The following is a 19984-nucleotide window of genomic DNA, read 5'->3' on the forward strand; positions in this document are numbered from 1 at the left end:
TCTTTCCTTTACATCGACGAGGCCTTCGCGGAGCTCACGGGCATCCAAACCGATCTGGTGCGCATGGGCCGAGAGATCCGTGCTCAAGTGCTCGCCGCCACGGGCATTCCCACCGGGGTCGGCATCGCACCCACCAAAACACTGGCGAAGCTCGCCAATTTCGCGGCAAAACGCTGGCAGAAGCAGACCGGAGGCGTGGTGGATATCACTGACCCACAACGCCGGGACAAGCTGCTGAGGGCTGTGGCCGTAAATGAGGTCTGGGGTGTGGGGCGACGGCTCACAGAGCGCCTAGGCGAGATGGGCATACGCACGGCCTGGCAGCTGGCCGAGGCGGACACCTGGACCCTGCGGAAAAAATTCAGTGTGGTGCTGGAAAAAACCGCACGCGAGCTTCGCGGGACGCCCTGTCTGGAGCTGGACAGCGTGGCACCGCCCAAGCAGGAGATCTGCTGCAGCCGCATGTTTGGGCAACGGCTGCACGACTTGGCACCCATCCGCGAGGCGGTCGCCAGCTATGCCGCTCGGGCCTGCGAGAAATTGCGTGCTCAGGGCTCGGTTTGCAAGCGAGTACGGGTCAGCATCCGCACCGGTATGTTCAATCCGGACGAGCCTAAATTCACCAAGGGCATGCTGTGCGAGCTGCCCTACCCCACCGACGACACTCGACTGATCACCCAGGCCGCGCTTGCCGGCCTCGACAAGCTGTATCGCCCAGGTTTCGCTTTCTCAAAAGCGGAAGTGCTGCTGATGGATCTGTGCGGGCGCGGTGAATTCACCGACGACCTGTTCGCCTCCAGTCAGCCAGCTAATTCGGAGAAGGTGATGGCCGTGCTTGATTCGATCAACGCCAAATGGGGACGGGGAACGTTGCGACCTGGTGTGGTACCAGCAGCCCCCGCCTGGAGCATGCGTCGCGAGCTGATGAGCCAGAGTTTCACGACGCGAGTAGATCAATTGTGGCGAGTATCCGCGCGGTAGCCGGCATCGCGCGCCTGCTGTGCTGCTTCTCCTGGAAGGGAAAGGGCCTGGCTGCGGTAATGGATTGCTGATCCGGGCCGTGCTTGTGCCCCTCTACGCACCCGAGCTTGCAATAGATGATCCGTCTCCAAGGCGGTATGCGATCTTACCCATGCCTTGGGTTATTTGGGGTTCAGGAGATGCTGAAACCAACTAAACCGAGGAGCTAGCCATGAACCTGTTTACGCACATTGCCAATCTCATCACCTCTGTCGTCCGGCCAGAAAAAGCGGCATTCACCACGGTCATCTATCCCAGCCAGGGAAAAGCGGTCGTGGTGCATGACGGCCTTGGTATTCGCCAGGAACGTTGGTGGTATCAGGTCGATTCGCTGGAAGATGGGGACACGAGTACGTCGTTCGACAGCATCCTGCAGGATCACACTAACTGGGCTGATTCATTTGACCCGGTAGGCCAGACCCAAGCCGAGGATACTTTCTCAGCTTTCTCATCGACCCACTTCGAACCCATGGAAACCTTCTGGCTCAATCCCGCCAACGGAATGCCCATGCTCGACAGCTGTTTCGATGTCATGGGTAACGCATTCGGCACGGACACGATGACTGACAGCCTGTCGTTTGATCACGGCATAAGCAGCTTCGGAGACAGTTTTTCGTCCTTCGGTTTCGACTAACGGGCAGTCGCCACAGCACTCAGAGGAGTTTGATCATGTCGCCACTTGCACTGGTTGTTAGCTTCATCCTCACATTCGCCATCGGAATTTCTTGGCTGGCCCTGACCCTCGACGCACGCATTGGGCGCAGCAGGCTCGTCCGGCAGATTCCATTGCCACTGGACGTCCCAGCTTCTGGCTATCGTCACAATCCACAATCCCGACTCCGACCAGTATTGGCGGTAACAGGCTGCATGCTGCTACTTCTTTCCGGAATGAGTGCCGCCATCCTCGGCAGACTGGCCACCATGCAACCGGCAGAAGCGGCAGCGGTGTTCTTCGCTTATCCGCTGCTGAAAAGCCTCTGGGGGCAAATCGTGGGCGTGGGGCCAATCGTCTGCGTCGTCATGGCCGTACCCGGAACCTACTGCATCTGTTTCGGGCTCAGGAGCGACAAACGGTGAAGCTACCGTTGCCGTTTGACCTCCACTGCGGCAACAGGCTCATGCTCGAGATGGCGTTAACTTCCAAAATCACCGTCGCGTTGCCAACGGACCTCCGCTACGGCAACGACTCCGGCCCATCGCAGACCAAAAAGTAATCAATCTACGCTAGCGTTTTTAGAGGTATGCATCAGGTGATGCTGGCAGATAACACCAAGTGCATTCTTATCACCGGATAAGTAACACCCAAAATGAAACATTGATCTTGAAACACCCAAATTGAAACGGCCCGCATAGGGGATCAAGCATGTTCGTTCGCGCCTACCTTCGAGCCAGCACCGCCGAGCAGGATGCCGCTCGCGCCCGTTCGCTCTGGAGCAGTTCGCCACTGACCACAGCAAGGTCATTGCCGCGCACTACATCGAGAACGCACCGGGAACCCAAGCTGATCGTACCGAGTTGCTGCGCCTATTGGCCGATTCCCGCAGCGGGGATGTTCTGCTGGTGGAAAGTATCGATCGACTGTCCCGCCTGCCGGCTGGTGACTGGGCGAAGCTCAAGGCATCCATCGACGGGAAGGGGCTAAGAATCGTGGCTCTCGATCTTCCAACCAGTCACCAAGGTATGCGCGACACCACGGGCTATGAGTTCACCGTCCGTATGCTCGGGGCAATCAACAACATGATGCTCGACATGATGGCCGCCATTGCCCGCAAGGATTACGAACAGCGACGGGCCCGGCAAGCTCAAGGGATTGAAAAAGCTAAGATCCAAGGGAAGTATCAGGGCCGTCCGGTTGACGTATCCCTTCACGCCCGCGTTAGTGAGTTGCTCGCCGCCGGACTTGGAGTCAGGGCAACGGCACTACACGCCAACTGCTCAACAACCACCGTGCTTAAGATTCGGGATCGGAGCCAAGGCGGATCTCTTTCCTAAAGGCGAGATAGCTGAGTGCAAGGCTTCCAGCTGCCACTTCGGTAGTTTATGGCTTAACGGGACGGACGTGGCCCTTCGTTCCATAGGAGATAGTCGCGACAGGCTAATGTTGGCCAACTGAGGTCGTCTAGCGTTCACGAAAGCCGGGCCGGCTTAGGACGTTATTAGCCTGGCAGAAACATTCCCAACTCAGAAACAGGCGTCTGATATCCATTTGCCATATCCCTCAATGACCTATAGCTTGGCGAAATGCCACCGTGCACATAATACAAGAGGCCAGAGCCCGCTGATTCAGCACTCCGGCCTGCCCTATAAAGGAAAGGGAGAAGCATGAAGGTAATCGTCAAAGGCAGCGGACTGCACAGCAGCGAAACAAAGGCGCTAAGCCGCATGGAGTCGGAGCTTCGGGATTCATGGCACGCTTATGCCTCCGTCCTGATGATGGACCAGCAGGGGTCGATGGAATTCGACCTCATCATCGTCACCCACGATCGCGTTCTGGTTATCGAGCTGAAGAACTGGCGCGGCAAGCTGACATCCTACGACGGCAACTGGTACATCGACGGAAAGTACCGCTCGAAGAGCCCCTACCACACCAAGCGAGACCAGGCCCTCCGCCTCAAGAACATTCTCCAAACACACCTATCGCACGACCTCGGTTACGTGCCGTTCGTTGAGGCTCATGTGGTGCTCTGCGGGGAGGCGACCCCTGATCATCTGCCATCCAGCGAACAGCTCTACGTCCACAGGCTGGATGATTTCCTGAAGATCAGTGACAGCGCTGTTTACGACGCCATAGTGCAGAAAGTCAGTCTCAGGTTCGATGGCATCGGACGCCAGCGACCGAATCATGCTGACAATCTGAAATACTTTGATGGCTTCTTCCGCGGTCGTCGCGTCGAACTGGCCAAATTCAAGGTCAAGGGATACGAGGCTGCCGAAACCCCTGATCACCAGCACGAGCTCAAGCTATTCGCGGAGTACCCCGCCACGCATGAAGAATCTCGCGTCCGGCGAGCTATGATCCGGCGGTGGGACTTGGATATCTTGGGCATCCTTAACCGCGAAGACAACATCTGGAAGAAGGTGATAAGCCGGGAAAACTATCTTTACAACAATGCCTCAGCGACTAATAGCCTACTGCAGCAGTACATGCTGCGTCCTCTGGATGCCCCCGACGACGACAACATCGCCGTCGATTGTGTGGCGATGTATGAAGTCAAACAGAACACGCGCCGGCTGAGCGAGTTCATAACCCTCAACTCGCACAAATGGAGTCCAGATCGAAAGCTGGATATCGTCCGGGCGTTGCTGGCACCATTTGCGGAACTGCACAGCTTGGGCAGCGCCCATCGGGATATCCAGCCGCAGAACTTGTGGTACTCCGAAGATAGCGCCTACATCCTCACCAGTGGCTACCACGCTGCATTCATTCCCGAAAAGGGTACTGTGAAGGAACTGAGTACCCTTCTGAGAAGCTCTTCAACCCTGATTCCGGAAGACGTTTATGGTGGAGAAGGGGAGCCGGTGAACCCGTTCGCCAAGGACGTTTATCTGCTGGCTCTCGTTGCCCACAAGATCTGCTTCCCTGACCAGAAACTGGCTGAGGAGGAAGGCATTTCGATCTGGAAGCCGGTTGAGAACGATCCGTTCGACGGCAAGCTCAATGCATTCTTCGAAAAGGCGATGGACCTGGAGTACCAGAACCGATTCGCGAATGCCGCCGACATGCTCGCGGAATTCAATGCGATCTCCATCGGCGATGATCGCTCTTACGATGATACAGCAGAGGTTATCCAAGCGCTGAGCGCGGGCGGCTTCATAAATAGGGAGCTCAACCCATTCACTCTTCAGGGAGTTTTCCCCCCTGTACAGGGCGAGCAGGTCTCCTTCTTTGGAGAGAAGATTAGCTATCGCTGCCTAGTCAATGGCGAGCAATGTTTGCTGAAGCTTTGGCAACATGCCCGCATCGACCTCCAGAATCCCGCTTCCAACCGGCGCTTGCTACGCATGCGGCGGAGAATTGAGAAGGCCGTCGAAGCCAAGCTCCCCATTTCGACTGTTGTTCAATACGGCCTGTTCGGCGAGGGCGCCGGGCTCTTCATAGTTACCCGCTACGAAGATGGCATCACTTGGCGAGAGTACGCGACAACACTCGCTACGCCAGAGCAAAAACTGAAAAGTGCTCTCGCACTTTGCGATCTCGCTATCCATGTCCATACCAGCAACTTCGCGCATGGCGACCTTCACCCCGACAATATCCTGGTTCGCAGCGGAGACGGGAAGGATGGCCAAACCATCGACATGCTGCTGATCGACGCTTTGGACTACGGCGACACCAGCGATCCCTACAACGTGGAGTATGGCCCGGCTAACCCAACAGCGACCGACGGTTTCGGGCGCGACAGGTTTGCCGTCTACCGCATGGTGGAGGAGCTATTTGTCGAAAATATTTCTCCGGAGCTGGCGATGGAGCTCCAAGCCGCAGCAGCTCTACCCGATCGCGTTCCAGTTGATCTGGCACTGCTTCGGGCGGCCCTGAAAAGCGACCTGGATCGCCAGATTACGCCGCCGAAGGCAGCACAGCCTGCGTTGCGTCTGATCCACCCATTCGCGCAACTCTCAGAAAAACCGACCCTGCTGCAGAAGGAGGGGGCTGAATATCATCTGTCTGTCCAACGGGCGAATGACAATCCAAGGCTACTGTTCTTCACCATCACAGCCCACGAGAAGACATTGCGGCTCAAGCTCGATCCCGAGGCCAGGGTTATCACGACAGCTTGGGTCAAGGATTCAGGGCTAGGCGACTACGCCAGTGACGGTCAGCGATCGCAATGCAGCTTCACCACCCCCATCACTATCGAACGCGGCGTCATGGCAGGTGATAAACCCAACTCGTTTATCGAATTCTTGATGAACCAGGATGTGGTTCTCGACCTTCTCGTTGAGATGTTTGAGCCCAAAGAGGGCGCTGAGGAACGCGAAGCTCTCCTGGATGAGAGCATTGAGCAGACGATCAATCCCCACCAGATCTGGCGGGCCCTTCTGGAAACAGAAGGGGAGCAGCGTCAAAAACTGGAGTTGTGCAGCGCTGACATCGTTGAGAGCAAGTCGGGCGGCTGGCTGATTCCCTGTATGCTCAAGGCCGGCAACGAACTGGAATTTCCTGCAGATGATATTGAGGAAATTGGCGTTTACCTGGGTGATGAGATTCAGGCATTCGGCTGGGTAATACCCGAAGAGACTACGGACGAAACCTTGGCGGTCAAGCCTCGGGGTGAGTCCCTTTCCTCCTTCAAAAAGCGGGTCAGCGAGGGATCTGACCTGTTCCTTGAATCCAAGCGGAGTCACGCATCTCGGTTCCGCCGGCAGAAAGCCCTGGACCGGGTGTTGTCCGGCAACTCTAGAATTCACAGCCTGCCAGGGTACTTCAATGAAGAAGGAGATGTGCGCGCCGCCATAACGCACGAGGTGCCAGACGAAGCGGCAATCCGCGCCCGGTACGATCGTCGGAACGGCTCGGACGAGGTGCTTAATTCAAAGCAGATCCAGGCATTCCAGCGGGTGATCAGTCAGTCGCCCATCTCCGTACTGCAGGGACCACCCGGCACTGGCAAGACGGCATTTGTCAGCAAGCTTATTCACTATCTGTTCGAGAACAAGCTTGCCAATAACATCCTGCTGGTGGGGCAATCTCACACGTCAGTGGATACCGTGACCATCAAGGCCAAGGAGTTGTGTCAGGAGCTAGATACTCCGCTCAGCCTAGTTCGCTTGGGTCGCGAGCACCAGATTGATGAGAAGCTGCTGCAATGCCACTCCAGCTCCATTCAGAGCAAGATGCGCTACAAGTTCCAGCGTGAATACGAAAATCGTATCAACGCGCTGGCTGGCCGTCTCATGGTGGACCAAGGGTTCGTCGATGAGGTCGCCAAGCTCCACCGCAGCATTAGCCCGCTGCTATCGAACATCGCCGTGTTGCTGGGTAGCATCAACGAACTGAGCGATGGTCGAGAGTTAAGCCCTGAACGGCAGGCTCATGTCGATCAGCTGAAGCAAATCCTAGCGTCGTCTAAAGAGCACATTCAGCTCAACATCGAGACTCGGGGATACGATTTCGACTTGCCGGAAGTCACGGATCCCTCGTACTGGTCGGAACTCACGAACCACATCGCGATGCGCCGTGGGGTGACCAACCAGATTGCCATTCGCCGACTGAACCAGCTCATAGGTATCAGCAAGGACTGGATTGACGTTCTCGCGTCAGCGTCGTCAAGCTTCGATCGGTTCTTCGTTAAATCGAGTCAGTTGGTCGCCGGTACCTTAGTGGGCATGGGCGCCAAGTGGCTGAGCCTGGAAGAGCAGGAATTCGACTGGGTCATCGTCGACGAAGCCGGGCGAGCGCAGGCTTCTGAACTCATGATTGCTCTGCAGTGTGCAAAACGGGTCTTGCTAGTAGGGGACCACTGCCAGTTGCCCCCGTTCTATGAGCAAGCGCATGTCCGGCACGTTGCCAGAATGCTCGGTATCACCGAAGCCGAGGTGAGAAAAACCGATTTCGAACGAGCATTCATCGTCAACGATGGCCTCACCCTGGATACGCAGTACCGGATGATCGAGCCGATTGGCGACATCATCTCCCATTGCTTCTACAAGGATCAGCTCCAGAGCCACCGCAAGAAGGCCCCCGAATGGTGCGAGGATCTTCCTTACCCCCTGAACAAGCCAGTCACCTGGATCGACAGCGGCAGTGGGGCTCGGGCTGTTGATGAAGACAACGATGGCAAGGGGATGGTGACCAACCGGCATGAATATGAGGTATGCAGGGACATTCTTAGACAGTTGGCCCGGTCTGAGTCGCTGGAAAGCCTCCGTGCGAAGAAGACGGAAAAACAGCCATTCCCGATCGGCATCATCGTCATGTACCGGGCGCAGAAGCAGCTGCTTGAGAACGAACTGTCCAGGGCCGAGTGGGCCGCCCCCATCCGGGATCTCATCAAGATCGAGACGGTGGACGCCTACCAAGGGCAGGAGAACACGATCATCATTCTGTCTCTGGTGAGGAACAACCCGGAAGGGAAGCAAGGCTTTTTGGTCGAAGCCTCGCGGATCAACGTCGCGTTGTCCCGTGCCCAAGAACGCCTTGTAGTTATCGGCTCCAAGCACATGTGGGAGAGTTCAAACGCGAACTCCTCCCTCTCCGAGGTCTTGGCATTCATCAGCGAGAAGAGCGCCGCAGGCAACGAAAACTACGAATTTGTGGACGGAACCACCGTGATTGAGGCCGCCAAACATGCTTGATGATATGGAAATTGTTGACCCCAGCGGCGTGCGCCTGTGCAACACGATTTCGCTGCTGATCCCAGCCTACAGCTACCACATCAACTGCGCTTGGACGCAGGAAGTCCCGCTGCCAGCAATTGAAGAGTTCACTTGTCGGCTTCTCATCGCCCTTCAGGAGGTACTCCCCGGCGAGATCCAGGAGTACTTCGGCCTGAGCAAGCGGGAGTGTGAGGTACTGATCGAGACACTGCTCAGGAACAAGCTGGCCGCCTATACTAATGAAGGTTTGCTGGCGCCTTCCAGCATTCTCATGGACCGAACCAAAGGTGATCCCGAGATTCCGCCCAGGCTCACCAAGTACGAAGAACGCACGGAAACTGTCGTTTTTGAGGCATTGACGGTTTCGATCATGCCGTCCAGTTCGTACAACCGCAGTCGCTTCGGACTGCGCCAACTCCCCATTCCGGCCGAAAACCAGAGCCCGGGACCAGAAGCCATCACCGAAGCCTTCGGCCGCCAGTACCGGGCGTTCTTGGACCATTCCCGCCGCCAGGAGCATGAGATTAAGAACACCCGCCTGTACAAGGTGGGCGGCTGCAGTACCGGCCGATTCGTACAGATTCCCATAGATCTGGAGATCTGGCTGCGTCCCACTAAAGAAGGTGACGTCGAGGTGCTGAAGAAGGTTGCCGAGAGGGTCAGCGGGGCACGCCAGCGGCCGCTATCGATGGAGGTCGAGGCGAAGATTTCTGACTACCTCAACAGCGTGAAAATGCCTTCCAAAGGCATGAGCCTCATACGCTACTGCACACTGTTCGACGACCATGTTCTGGACAAATACATTGATGAGCGAGGTCTGGATCTCAACCGCTGGCTTATCGATCACGCCAACCGCAAGACGGGGTATGGTAGTCCTACGACGCGTTCCTTAATCGGGCCGATTTTCAGCCTAAACAATAAAATAACCCTCGATCGCATGCTTGACGACCTCTCCGCCAATTGGAAACCAGGGGAAGATCATCGCGCCTACTGGCTTTCCAGTTCCGCTCCGTTCTGGGGGGCAAACGGGTACCTGCTAAACGAGTTCGGCAATGAAGTCGCCAAGCGCCTGACTGAGGACCGAAAGGGGCGTGGGATCATCGCTGCGATCATGCCTTTTGAAGGCAAGGAAGACCTCGGAACTCTGAAGCAGAGCTTCCACACAAGGTTGCCGAATGGCATAGCGTACGAGGGTAACGACCTGCAGACGCAGGTGGAGATCTTCTTGGTTCCCGGCCAACTCGCCGTCGTGCAGTACCACGTTCAGCCGGATGTTGAGAGCGCCATTACGGTGCCGATCGGCTATATCACCATCGACAAGGACCGGATCACCAAGATTGAAACCTACTTGGACAATCTGGTGAAAAGCAGAGGTAAGCCTGTTTTGGCTTGGACAGACGCCGGTTTGACCGTCGAGGAGATCCTCGGAGACTGCCATTCGAATTTCTGCGAAGCCAACCGCAAGCCTGTTCTGTCCTTAGGCAAGGCCAGTTTGGAGCGTCGAGCTCAAGCAAAACAGAATGACGGAGCGGGCGGAGAGTTGCCGAGCTAACAGCAGCTGGCCCCTACAAATAAATCTGGCCCCTCCTCTGTTTTTTCTGACCTTGCGATATCCTCGATTTTCGTAACGCGGGCAACGAATGCGCGCCCAAAAATGGAGAGCTCATGCATGACCGACTCCTTAGCTGATTTGGACACTCTGGTTCTCAAGTGCCGAGCGGAGCGTTCGAGGGACTATGTTTCAGAGTCAATTCGGTGCTACAAGGCCGGCGCGTACAGGTCGACCATTGTTAACGTCTGGATTGCAATCGTATTCGACTTGGTTGATAAAATTCGTGATCTCGCCCTTGCAGGCGATGCAAAAGCACAGCGCATCAATAGTCGTTATGAGACCTACATCGACCAGATCAATGCAGGTAATGACCAAGGTGTGAAAAACGCCTTGGAATTTGAGCGTACGATTATCAGTACTTGTGGGACGGAGCTAGGCTTCTTTGACCACCAGCAGATGCGTGACCTTCAGCGCCTTCGCGAAGATCGGCACCAATGCGCACATCCTTCATTTCAGTCTGCCGGGATTCCCCATCGGCCAAATGCCGAGCTTGCTCGCCTTCACCTTCGTAATGCGGTAGAGCACGTGTTGTCACAGCCGCCGATCCAGGGGCGCGCCGCTATCGCCGAACTACTTACTACAGTCGCCTCTGACTATTTCCCGACGGATTACCATCAAGCATCAATCGCCCTGCGCCAGACCCCATTGGCGAACCCGTCCGAAGCTCTCATTCGTGGTCTGGTTGACTCGCTCATCTTCGGATTTGCTCAGCCAGAAAGTCCTGTGGCTGGGAAAATCCAAGTCGGTGCTGTGCTGTCGGTGCTGCTCAATTCTCACCGAGCGACTGCTGAACCAAGGATCTCCCAGCAGTTGAGCACGCTGATTAGACAGGTGGAAGACCAAGGATTGCCAGGCGTTGCCCGACTGGTAGCGACGACACCTGAGATGGCCGGTTTGACTGACGATGCTGCTCGTGTTCGGCTGAATGAATTCCTCCGTAGTGGGGCCGAAGCTGAAGTAATGCCGGCCTTGGCGGTGGGGAGACATCCCGCGTTTGCTACCGTAGCGAACCAGCGAATTCATTCCTTGGAGACCGAACGTCTCGCTGTCGCAATACAGGAACATGACTTAGGCGAGTTGGCGAAAGAACGGGCACTCCAGCTGCTTTCGGAGACGCGCAGCTGGCACACTTCAAACGATGTTATCGAGAAGTTGATCATTCCTCTCTTCGATAACCTCACGCCCACGGATGTGAAACGCATCATCAGAATGCCTGCGGATACCAATGCAGACCTGCCCGGCTCCACTATGTATGGCCGATTCCTCAGTCAGGTTGATCGCTTAGGAGTGCTACCTGAGCAGGAGCTTGATCAGTTAGTGGCCGAGTGCAATGGCGAATTCATCGCAGCGCAACTCAAGCGAGCTCGCGAGAGAACGGTAGAGGTTACTAGAGGGTAGATTGCCCTAGAGAACTCTGGGCTTTTCGACTCCTGCCGAGTACGTTAACGACGGGTTGCGTCGACCGATTGAATCCATAGCCGATAGCTGCCTGTCATGCCGCGGAAATTCACGCCCGTTAGGCGATCAAACCGTGCTGACATCCAGTGTTCGGCGAACTATTGCTGCCTGAGTATGAGTGAACTCAGGACGCCAGTTCAACTCCCTATAAACCGTTCGTCGGACTAAAGCTCCCGGGGGCACATATGGGGGCACTTCCAAAGAAACCTCAAATAAAATGGCTATTAAACAGTAGGTTATGATGATTTATAAGATCCCCCCGGCTCCACCATTTGATCAACTAAAGACGTCCACGGACGTCTTTTTTTGTGCCTGAAATCCAGTGAAATCAAGGGTTTCAGGGCCATTGGCTTCCGTAGAGGCTTTTTGAGTTCCAGGCGTTTTGGTATCCCATTTGGTATCCCAAGCCCACCGATGCTATTTTTGGGATACCAAAACGGTCAGAGGAAGCTCTCATGACTACCAATGCAGCCCGCCTATCAGACCGCCAACTCAAGGCAGTCAAGGCCACAGGAAAAGACTTCGTTCTCACTGACGGCGACGGCCTTCAGCTCAGGGTCAGAGCCAGTGGCTCGATGCTATGGAATTTCAACTATCGCGAGCCGGTAACCAAAAACCGCCTCAATATGGCGCTGGGCCCTTACCCGGCTCTCTCGTTGGCGAACGCCAGAAAGAAAGCTCAAGAAGCACGTGAACTACTGGCGCTAGGCATTGACCCCAAGGCTCACCGCGATGAGCTCAGGCAAGCCAAGCTGGCGAAGACCGAACACACATTCGAAAAAGTGGCCACTGCCTGGTTCGAGTTGAAAAAACATTCCGTCACCCCGGCCTACGCAGAAGACATCTGGCGCTCGCTCACCCTGCATATTTTCCCAAGTCTCAAAGCCACCCCCCTCGCAGATATCACCGCCCCCATGGTCATCAAGCTCCTTCGTCCCATCGAAGCCAAAGGCAGCCTGGAGACGGTGAAGCGACTTTCCCAGCGCCTCAACGAGATCATGGCCTACGGCGTCAATTGTGGGCTGATCTTCGCCAACCCACTCAGCGGCATTCGGGCTGCTTTCAAGAAACCGGTTAAACAAAACATGGCGGCACTTGCCCCCGAAGAGCTGCCCGAACTCATGGTGGCGATTGCCAACGCCAGCATCAAACGCGTCACCCGCTGCCTGATCGAATGGCAACTGCACACCATGACCCGCCCAGCCGAGGCAGCCGGAACGACCTGGGCAGAGATCGACTTCGACAAACGCATCTGGATGATTCCGCCGGAGCGCATGAAAAAACGCCGTGCACATCTAGTCCCGCTGAGTGACCAGGCGCTCGCCGTGCTGGAGACACTCAAACCCCACAGCGGCCACCGTGAACACGTGTTTCCGGCCGACAGAAATCCACGCACCCACGCCAACAGCCAGACCGCGAACATGGCGCTCAAACGCATGGGTTTTCAGGATCGATTGGTCAGCCACGGCCTGCGATCAATGGCCAGTACCATCCTCAACGAACATGGATGGGACCCGGAATTGATCGAAGTCGCCCTCGCCCACGTTGATAAAGACGAAGTCCGAAGCGCGTACAACCGAGCGGACTACATCGAGCGAAGACGTCCGATGATGGTTTGGTGGAGCGAGTACATCCAAAAAGCCGCGACAGGCAATTTGTCGGTGACGGCTATCCACGGCGACCGAAGCGGGAACGTCGTACCGATTCGTTGATGGATAACCGCCCCTGGTGGTTGTAGCTGGGCGTCAGATGACCTGGAGGTCTCGCAACGCTTCCGGGTGCTGGCTGGCAACCCGCAAGAGGGTTTGTGCCGCACCGGCAGGTCGCCGACGACCTTGCTCCCAATCCTGCAGCGTGCGCAGGCTGACGCCCAGTAGCTCCGCAAATGCACTTTGAGACACGCCGACTTTGGCCCGAGCCTCAGCCGCAGCCGAAAGCTTAACCTCGTTTGTGCGTGCGGCCTTGCCAGCCTTCATTTGACGTACCGAAGCCAGCAAGTCTTTCTGAAAACTTTCCATTTCATGGTCCATTACTGATTTCCTCTTTCAATTGTTTCAGGAAGGCTGTCGGCAGGTTGTCGAACTTCGCCTTGGTGTAAGCGATCAGCAGCCAGATATTGCCCTCGGAAAGTGCGTTGTAGTAGATGACCCGCGTACCGCCACGCTTGCCCATCCCACCACGCGACCAGCGTACCTTCCGCAACCCACCGCAGCCAGGAATCACATCACCCGCCAGCGGGTTTGCCGCCAACCAAGTGATGAATTCCTGGCGCTCGTCATCACGCCAGATTGATTCGGCGTAACGCTTGAATATCTCGGTTTCGATGATCGTGTACATGACAAAAATATACGGCAAGGCCGTATAGTGGTGCAAGGTTCGCTGGTCGGATGCTTACAGTGCCGAGCACCATCGCTTCCAAGACCTTGCTCTTGCAGACATCAAGCAGTAAGGTTTATTCATCGCTACTCATTAGCGATACAGGATTGGCGTCCTGTCTGGTTCGGAAGACACAAAAGCCGCTGTCGCGGCTTTTTCGTGTCCTGCATGTGGCTGCCTGTTATGGGCGGGGCCGTATGTGGGCATCTTCGGATGCGCCGGGGTCCAACTAGCCGGTACGCCAACCCATACGGTTCCGCCCACCCTGATTGGCGTCAGGGGGCGGTGTCATCACCACTAGTGGACGACTCAAAATGAACGAGCATTTCGAACCAACGCGGTTCACGCGTAACAATCGTTTTATCCATGCATTGATACTGGATTCTCAAGCTTGGTTTAGCGTTGTCGACCTCGGTCGGCTCATGGGCTATCCCCTGAATGAGCGCCTCATTCGCAAGCTCGACACTGACCAGCATCGTTTTCTGCGGCTCAATTACCACGGAAAAATTCAGGAAACGTTGATGGTGAGCGAATCCGGTGTGTATGCCCTCATGATCTATCACCACATCCCTGAAAATCGCAACCTCAGACAATGGCTGACGCATGAGGTGATTCCTGCCTTGCGAAAAACTGCGAACTCCACAGCGGAGCATGGACCAACACTCACCACGCTACAGTGGGCGGGGCTTTCAGTGAGTCTTTTGCATTGGCAAAATAATGCCTGGGTGCAATGGCGGGATATGCCCGTGCTGATGCCATCAGTCGAGCATGCCTACGGGCTTGGACATTGAAGTGATCTATTGCGGTTTAGCTTGCAAAGCAGTGCCATTGACTTAGGACGCAATGGCACGTATCTCACCATGCAGCGAAAGGGCACATCAGGCTGGGATCATCAGCCTCTCTCCTTCCATGGCGACAGCGGCGACAACCCACACCTTTAACGGCCTCGCGAGCGGCGACAAAGCGGCGACAGTCGCCACCACCGGCCTTAACCTTAAGCTTTTCCAGCCAAGCCCCTGAGGGCAGGAAGGCTTCGCCTTCCCGTCCTCAGGGGCTCACATTAAAAATCCGACGAACGGCGCCTCATCCATGAAAGGTCACAATCGTCCATATGCGTATACCAACGAAAAGCCTCATCGCGCCCATAGTTGACCACCCGCCGGCCATGCGCTAAATCTGAGACGTAACCCGCTGTTCTCGACAGCACGCCCAGGTAGCCTGGACCTTCAAGGCTACGCCACACCGTGGTGGTCCATGCCCATGCGCGCTCGCTTCCGATAAGGCGCGCAGTCACGTCCTACGTGATCGAAGCCAACTTATCCACAGTGCAATTGCGGCAACCCGTGCCCGTCTCTTTTCTCTGGAAAGAGACGGGCATCGATACCGCTGCCGCAGCCCTTGCCGCACGACCCATTGCGGCTTTTGTCCCAGTGACAATCGGCGTGACAAACCTCGATGTCACTGGCTACAGCAATGCAGAGGATGGTGCCGCAGCCCACGCAAAGGGTTGCACCCGACTGACAGTCAGGCATGCCCCGGTCATCACATTGCTGTCTGCCTATAACTCTGGATCTCGCGGCGCTGGTCTCGTCAGCCAACGCAGCCTCCACCCGCCCACTTCAAGCGAAGTGCTCAGGAGGCCAGATCATGAGATGCCCAAGCTCCCGGCCGTAAGGAGCCGTCCGTCCCGCGTCAGAGGGCAACCCTCACAGGCTGCAGGGGCCTTGATCCCTGATAACACTCAACCACCCTGGCGGGAAGTGTGAGGGAATTGCAACGCACTGGGAGAAAGGCAATGCAATTGTGCGAAACGCTCGACCTGCCTCGCCCGTTGTTGGAATACCGACCGACGCCGCTGACGTATCCTGTCGACGCATTGGGACAGCTAATGGGTCCAGCCGTGGAGCGCATGTCCGACGTTATCGGCGTGCCCTGCGCCATGGCCGCGCAATCGGTGTTGGCCAGCGCCGCGCTGGTGAGCCAAACCCATGCCAATGTGCATCTGGATGGGCGCGTCTATCCGTTGTCGCTGTACCTGCTGACGGTCGCCTTGTCCGGTGATCGCAAAAGCGCGGTGGATCAACTGGCGCTGACAGCCGCACGAGAATGGGAGCGACGGCAATGGTCGCTGTACGCACAGCGCCTGAAAGCCTATCGCGCCGCTCTGCACAAAAAAGCCGAAACCCAAGGGCTGCCTGAACCCATGCCTCCCCGGCTGATATCAGCCGAGCCCACCATCGAGGCGCTGATCAAAAACCTGTGTCTTGGACTGCCCAGCATGGGGCTGTTCAACGATGAAGGTGGACAGTTCCTGGGCGGTAGCACCATGAGCAAAGAGAACCAACTCAAGGCCATTACCACCCTGTCGTCACTTTGGGATGGCAGCCCCATAGACCGAGCGCGCGCCATGCCCGGGGAAAGCCTGCGGGCCTATGACCGTCGCCTCAGCCTGCACCTGATGCTGCAACCTTATCTGGCCAATCAGCTACTCACCGACCGAATGATCAGTGGCCAAGGCATCCTCGGTCGCTGCTTGATCAGTTGGCCCGAACGCCTGGTGGGGCGACGCCTGTACAAAGCCGTCGACCTCACGCGAGATGCCAGGATTCAACGCTATCAGAAACGCATCAGCACTCTGCTGGAAAAACCGTGGCCGCTGCATAAAGACGGTTCGCTCAACCCGGCCCAGCTTGAATTGACGCCCAACGCTCGTACCGCCTGGATTGATATTCACGACACTATCGAATGCCAGTCAGGCGAGTTCGGCGAGCTGGCCGGTATTCAATCCGTCGCCGGCAAAGCAGCGGCCAATGTGCTGCGTATCGCCGGCGTGCTGGCCGTGATCGAAGACGCAAACGTGATCGACGAAGCCCATATACAGCGCGCCTCGACCCTGATGGATTACTACCTGGCCGAGATCCAGCGACTGACCGAACAAGAGCCCATCAACACGGTACGCGAGGAAGCGGATAGACTGTTGCGCTGGCTGACGCAAAAAGGCTGGACCCGCTTCACCATCCGCGACCTGAACCGCAACGGCCCCCGCTTTGCCCGCAAAAGCAGCCATCACACCGCTACGCTGCTGACCGAACTGATCCTGCATAACTGGCTGGATTGCCGTGATGCAAGGACCTTCGAGGTACGCCATGTTCCGCCTCAATGACGCCGTGCGTCGGTATCAGGCGCAACATCCAACACGTCCCGCACTGCGATGCGTCGCCACGTCCGTCGCCGCCATGTCGCCAGCCTCAACCGCCGCTCCCCCTCAGCTTGTCGCCGCTGTCGCCGTGGTCGCCACACCAGACCTGGAGCCCGACGTCGTCAGCCTGTTGATCCAGCAGTTGCGCGAAGACGGAGCCCAATTGCAGCAAAAGAAAAATGCCCTGCTGATTCGTCCCTCACACTGGCAACAGATGGACAAGATCGGCCCCCACTGGAAAGCCGTCCTGCGCTTTCTGCAAGACCACGAAAACGGTGACGCCAATGGCATTGGTCGGCCGGCGTGATGGACGCAACTTTGGCTACGGCCGCCAGCTCAGCTATGCCGGCCCACAAGCGCTGAAAGATATGTTTGCCGGCGGCCACTTCGCCACGGTCAAAGCACACAGTGATCGCTGGCAGGCGTTTGTGAAGTGGTGTCGATCGGCGCAAGGCCCTGGTTACAACGATGCTCGCCAGATCGATCGCAGCACCCTGCACAGCTACGCCGCGCATCTGCGTCAGCAAATTCGGAAAGGTGAAATCTGCATCGCCACTGCGCAAAACCGCCTGAGTAGCGTCAACCGCACCCTCGCCGCGCTACGCGGTGATCAGTACGTGAAAATCGCCAGCCCGAGCAAAGCGCTGGGTATGCTGCGATCAAACGTACGCACCCGAGTACCGGATGGCCAAGATCACCAGCAGGTCAGGCGAGTGATTGACGCCCTTTGTGAGCATCAACATCACCGGGTTGCTGCGATTGTCTATCTGGCACGAGCGACAGGCATGCGTCTGCGCGAAGCGATCCTCGCGAACCTGCCGCGCTTGCAGCGTGAGGCTGAGCGTTTAGGTCGCATCAATATCCAAGACGGTACTAAAGGTGGCCGGGCGGGAGCTTCGGCGCCACGCTGGATCATGGCGGATAAAGAGGTGAAGGCGGCGCTGCAGTTCGCGCGCGAGACGTCGCCGAAAGGCAGTCGTCACTTGCTCTCGCGAGACGAAAGCTACGCAATGTTCTTACAACAGACCGTGCGACCTGCGCGTGAAGTACTGCAGGAACATGGGCTGAAGGGGTTTCACGAATTACGCGCGGCCTACGCTTGCGAGCGTTACGAGCAGTTCACGGGGCACGCCGCACCAATCAACGGAGGTCGCTGCAATCGCGTTGATTACCGGCTTGATCAACAGGCACGGCAGCAGGTCAGCGTTGAGCTGGGGCATAACCGGGTCGATGTTGTTTCGGCTTATATAGGAGGTCGGACATGACCAAGCCCTTCGATATGACGCTTTTTTTGAGCGGAGCCCTGACCGGTTCGAAAACCACTCAGCTGCGCCACCTACGGCAAGCCCAAATCATGCAGGCGGCCATTCAACAGCGGTGGCACCTAGACAATCCCTGGACCTGGCAGTTGAAACATCTGCGCTGGTTTCTAGCTCAACACCTCAAAGATCGCTCTGGCACCACTTGTTATTACTACCGACTCACCGCATACCTAATTATGAAAAGACTAGGCCGGAGCTGGGTTTTGTTTTGAAATCGCACCTGTTTTTTCTGCTAAACAACGCCGACCCTGCCGCTGTGCTAAGGACCAAGCTGAATTCTGCACGCGGTGCGCTCCAAATCGGAAAGCCCACTTCAATTAGCCAAACTCGCCTTCCGTAGCGGGATCAATATCGGTCAACTCACGCTCAATCTGTTCAATACTCGGTAGGCTGGACTGCAGATCGATCGGCAAGGATTCGAGCAGTTTGAACTCAGCAATGCCCATCGGCTGGCTCTTATCACCTAGGGCATATTCAGCCACTACTTTGTTTTTGCTCTTGCACAACAACAGGCCAATGGTGGGATTGTCGTGTTCGTTTTTGACCTGTCGATCCACAGCGGTCATATAAAATCCAAGCTGCCCCAAGTGCTCGGGCTTGAACTTGCCGGCCTTGAGCTCGATCACCACATAACAACGCAGCCTGAGGTGATAGAACAACAAGTCGATGAAGAACTCGTCGCCTCCCACATCCAGCAGTACCTGTCGTCCAACGAACGCAAAGCCTGCGCCCAATTCCAACAAAAACTCTGTAACGTGCTTGACCAGCGAGCGTTCGATATCGCGCTCGTGCGCTTCATTGCTCAGACCAAGAAAGTCAAAGCGATACGGATCTTTCAGCGACTCGCGAGCCAGATCGGACTGCGGTTTGGGCAAGCTCACATCGAAATTCGTTACCGCCGTGCCACTGCGCTCCAACAGCCGGGTTTCGATGTGGATATTCAATACATTACGTGACCAACCGTGCGCAATCGCACCGTGAGCATAGGCCAGGCGTTGCTGCGTGTCTTTCAGCCGGGTCAGCAGTACCAGATTATGCCCCCACGGCAATTGTCCAACAGCCTGTTGGACAATTGCGGCATCCGGCCACGCTTCGGCAAAGGCGCGCATATACATGAGGTTGGCGCGTGAGAAGCCCTTCATGTCCGGAAATGCGGCGCGTAAATCATGCGCCAACCGCTCGATCACCTTGGCGCCCCAGCCTTGCTCAGCTTGCCGAGATAGGATGTCACGGCCAATCTGCCAATAGAGCAGCACCAGTTCACGGTTTACGGCCAGCGTTGATCGCTGCTGAGCAGCGTGAATACGACTTTTGAGATCGGTCAGCCAGTCGCCATAGCCTTCTGGGGGCGGGGTGAGGCTAACGGGGACGTTGCTCATACCTTCCCCTCGTGGCTGTCTTGGCCCTCCCTTCACGGTGTCTGCTGCCATCTCGATCTTTTCCAAACGTTCGGTAACGCGTCGACTGATAGACGCTGAAGATTTGCTTGAGTCGATAGACTATCCATCCCTGTCAGGGGCGGAAAGTGGATTATGTAGCCATCCGATAACACTGTCGTCCGCGTAAAGCACACTCTAACCATCTTCAGACCGCGGCAGAGAGCGATTGCTGCTTTTGGCCGTCCTCTGCAAGAAATGGATCCGAAACATATTACTCAATCCAACGTCTTGCGGTATTCCAGTT

15 protein-coding genes and 1 pseudogene are annotated in these 19984 nt (G+C 56.5%); 13 read left to right on the plus strand and 3 right to left on the minus strand.

Annotation, left to right across the window (positions count from 1 at the left end; genetic code table 11):
* The 8 genes and pseudogenes from YA0848_RS10165 to YA0848_RS10200 all read left to right on the plus strand — a co-directional run.
* On the plus strand, positions 1–981 hold a 981-nt coding region (locus YA0848_RS10165; protein ID WP_198731264.1), incomplete at its 5' end, for a DinB/UmuC family translesion DNA polymerase.
* A gap of 211 nt (positions 982–1192) precedes the next feature.
* Entirely contained in the window at positions 1193–1654 is a 462-nt protein-coding gene (locus tag YA0848_RS10170) for a hypothetical protein (RefSeq protein WP_032904189.1), read from the plus strand.
* Between the two features lie 35 nt (positions 1655–1689).
* Complete coding sequence (locus tag YA0848_RS10175) at positions 1690–2097, plus strand: hypothetical protein (RefSeq protein WP_032904188.1); 408 nt, start codon at positions 1690–1692, stop codon at positions 2095–2097.
* Between the two features lie 286 nt (positions 2098–2383).
* A pseudogene (locus tag YA0848_RS10180) lies at positions 2384–3012 on the plus strand (recombinase family protein).
* A gap of 330 nt (positions 3013–3342) precedes the next feature.
* Entirely contained in the window at positions 3343–8313 is a 4971-nt protein-coding gene (locus YA0848_RS10185) for an AAA domain-containing protein (RefSeq protein WP_032904187.1), read from the plus strand.
* Positions 8306–9886 (plus strand): hypothetical protein, encoded by a 1581-nt coding sequence (locus YA0848_RS10190; RefSeq protein ID WP_032904186.1) that lies wholly within the window; start codon positions 8306–8308, stop codon positions 9884–9886. The genes YA0848_RS10185 and YA0848_RS10190 overlap by 8 nt, the downstream gene beginning before the upstream one ends.
* A 117-nt stretch (positions 9887–10003) precedes the next feature.
* Positions 10004–11344, plus strand: coding sequence for a hypothetical protein (locus YA0848_RS10195; RefSeq protein WP_050587255.1), 1341 nt, complete (start codon positions 10004–10006; stop codon positions 11342–11344).
* A gap of 515 nt (positions 11345–11859) precedes the next feature.
* Entirely contained in the window at positions 11860–13116 is a 1257-nt protein-coding gene (locus tag YA0848_RS10200; protein WP_169903477.1) for an integrase domain-containing protein, read from the plus strand.
* 33 nt (positions 13117–13149) lie between these two features.
* On the opposite strand, the gene YA0848_RS10205 is transcribed toward YA0848_RS10200, so the two are convergent.
* Positions 13150–13434: a helix-turn-helix domain-containing protein gene (locus YA0848_RS10205; RefSeq protein WP_040265466.1), complete on the minus strand. Its 285-nt coding sequence runs from the start codon at positions 13432–13434 to the stop codon at positions 13150–13152.
* Complete coding sequence (locus YA0848_RS10210) at positions 13424–13741, minus strand: transcriptional regulator (RefSeq protein ID WP_169903478.1); 318 nt, start codon at positions 13739–13741, stop codon at positions 13424–13426. The genes YA0848_RS10205 and YA0848_RS10210 overlap by 11 nt, the downstream gene beginning before the upstream one ends.
* Before the next feature lie 353 nt (positions 13742–14094).
* On the opposite strand from YA0848_RS10210, the gene YA0848_RS10215 reads away from it, so the two are divergent.
* The 5 genes from YA0848_RS10215 (at position 14095) to YA0848_RS10235 (ending at position 18513) form a co-directional block, all read left to right on the plus strand.
* Complete coding sequence (locus YA0848_RS10215) at positions 14095–14571, plus strand: BRO-N domain-containing protein (protein WP_082036740.1); 477 nt, start codon at positions 14095–14097, stop codon at positions 14569–14571.
* Between the two features lie 1004 nt (positions 14572–15575).
* A complete protein-coding gene (locus YA0848_RS10220) occupies positions 15576–16943 on the plus strand; it encodes a YfjI family protein (RefSeq protein WP_169903479.1) in 1368 nt (455 codons plus the stop codon).
* The gene (locus YA0848_RS10225) at positions 16927–17286 is read left to right on the plus strand and encodes a hypothetical protein (protein ID WP_047283869.1); all 360 of its coding nucleotides are present in this window, start codon (positions 16927–16929) and stop codon (positions 17284–17286) included. Before YA0848_RS10220 ends, YA0848_RS10225 begins: the two co-directional genes overlap by 17 nt.
* Positions 17264–18244 carry an integrase domain-containing protein gene (locus tag YA0848_RS10230; protein WP_169903480.1) on the plus strand — a complete coding sequence of 327 codons (981 nt, stop codon included), beginning with the start codon at positions 17264–17266 and terminating at the stop codon, positions 18242–18244. The genes YA0848_RS10225 and YA0848_RS10230 overlap by 23 nt, the downstream gene beginning before the upstream one ends.
* Positions 18241–18513 carry a hypothetical protein gene (locus YA0848_RS10235; protein ID WP_040265475.1) on the plus strand — a complete coding sequence of 91 codons (273 nt, stop codon included), beginning with the start codon at positions 18241–18243 and terminating at the stop codon, positions 18511–18513. Before YA0848_RS10230 ends, YA0848_RS10235 begins: the two co-directional genes overlap by 4 nt.
* Positions 18514–18618: 105 nt before the next feature.
* On the opposite strand, the gene YA0848_RS10240 is transcribed toward YA0848_RS10235, so the two are convergent.
* Complete coding sequence (locus tag YA0848_RS10240; RefSeq protein ID WP_169903481.1) at positions 18619–19680, minus strand: PDDEXK nuclease domain-containing protein; 1062 nt, start codon at positions 19678–19680, stop codon at positions 18619–18621.
* Between the last annotated feature and the right edge of the window lie 304 nt (positions 19681–19984).

It is taken from the genome of Pseudomonas sp. S4_EA_1b (assembly GCF_016307435.1).
In the GTDB taxonomy this organism is placed as follows: domain Bacteria; phylum Pseudomonadota; class Gammaproteobacteria; order Pseudomonadales; family Pseudomonadaceae; genus Aquipseudomonas; species Aquipseudomonas rhodesiae.

What these genes read in the sequence shown, in the direction of transcription:
- YA0848_RS10170 (WP_032904189.1), top strand. Translation starts at nt 1,193, where the DNA reads ATGAACCTGTTTACGCACATTGCCAATCTCATCACCTCTGTCGTCCGG.
- YA0848_RS10175 (WP_032904188.1), top strand. Translation starts at nt 1,690, where the DNA reads ATGTCGCCACTTGCACTGGTTGTTAGCTTCATCCTCACATTCGCCATC.
- YA0848_RS10185 (WP_032904187.1), top strand. Translation starts at nt 3,343, where the DNA reads ATGAAGGTAATCGTCAAAGGCAGCGGACTGCACAGCAGCGAAACAAAG.
- YA0848_RS10190 (WP_032904186.1), top strand. Translation starts at nt 8,306, where the DNA reads ATGCTTGATGATATGGAAATTGTTGACCCCAGCGGCGTGCGCCTGTGC.
- YA0848_RS10195 (WP_050587255.1), top strand. Translation starts at nt 10,004, where the DNA reads ATGACCGACTCCTTAGCTGATTTGGACACTCTGGTTCTCAAGTGCCGA.
- YA0848_RS10200 (WP_169903477.1), top strand. Translation starts at nt 11,860, where the DNA reads ATGACTACCAATGCAGCCCGCCTATCAGACCGCCAACTCAAGGCAGTC.
- YA0848_RS10205 (WP_040265466.1), bottom strand. Translation starts at nt 13,434, where the DNA reads ATGGACCATGAAATGGAAAGTTTTCAGAAAGACTTGCTGGCTTCGGTA.
- YA0848_RS10210 (WP_169903478.1), bottom strand. Translation starts at nt 13,741, where the DNA reads ATGTACACGATCATCGAAACCGAGATATTCAAGCGTTACGCCGAATCA.
- YA0848_RS10215 (WP_082036740.1), top strand. Translation starts at nt 14,095, where the DNA reads ATGAACGAGCATTTCGAACCAACGCGGTTCACGCGTAACAATCGTTTT.
- YA0848_RS10220 (WP_169903479.1), top strand. Translation starts at nt 15,576, where the DNA reads ATGCAATTGTGCGAAACGCTCGACCTGCCTCGCCCGTTGTTGGAATAC.
- YA0848_RS10225 (WP_047283869.1), top strand. Translation starts at nt 16,927, where the DNA reads ATGTTCCGCCTCAATGACGCCGTGCGTCGGTATCAGGCGCAACATCCA.
- YA0848_RS10230 (WP_169903480.1), top strand. Translation starts at nt 17,264, where the DNA reads ATGGCATTGGTCGGCCGGCGTGATGGACGCAACTTTGGCTACGGCCGC.
- YA0848_RS10235 (WP_040265475.1), top strand. Translation starts at nt 18,241, where the DNA reads ATGACCAAGCCCTTCGATATGACGCTTTTTTTGAGCGGAGCCCTGACC.
- YA0848_RS10240 (WP_169903481.1), bottom strand. Translation starts at nt 19,680, where the DNA reads ATGAGCAACGTCCCCGTTAGCCTCACCCCGCCCCCAGAAGGCTATGGC.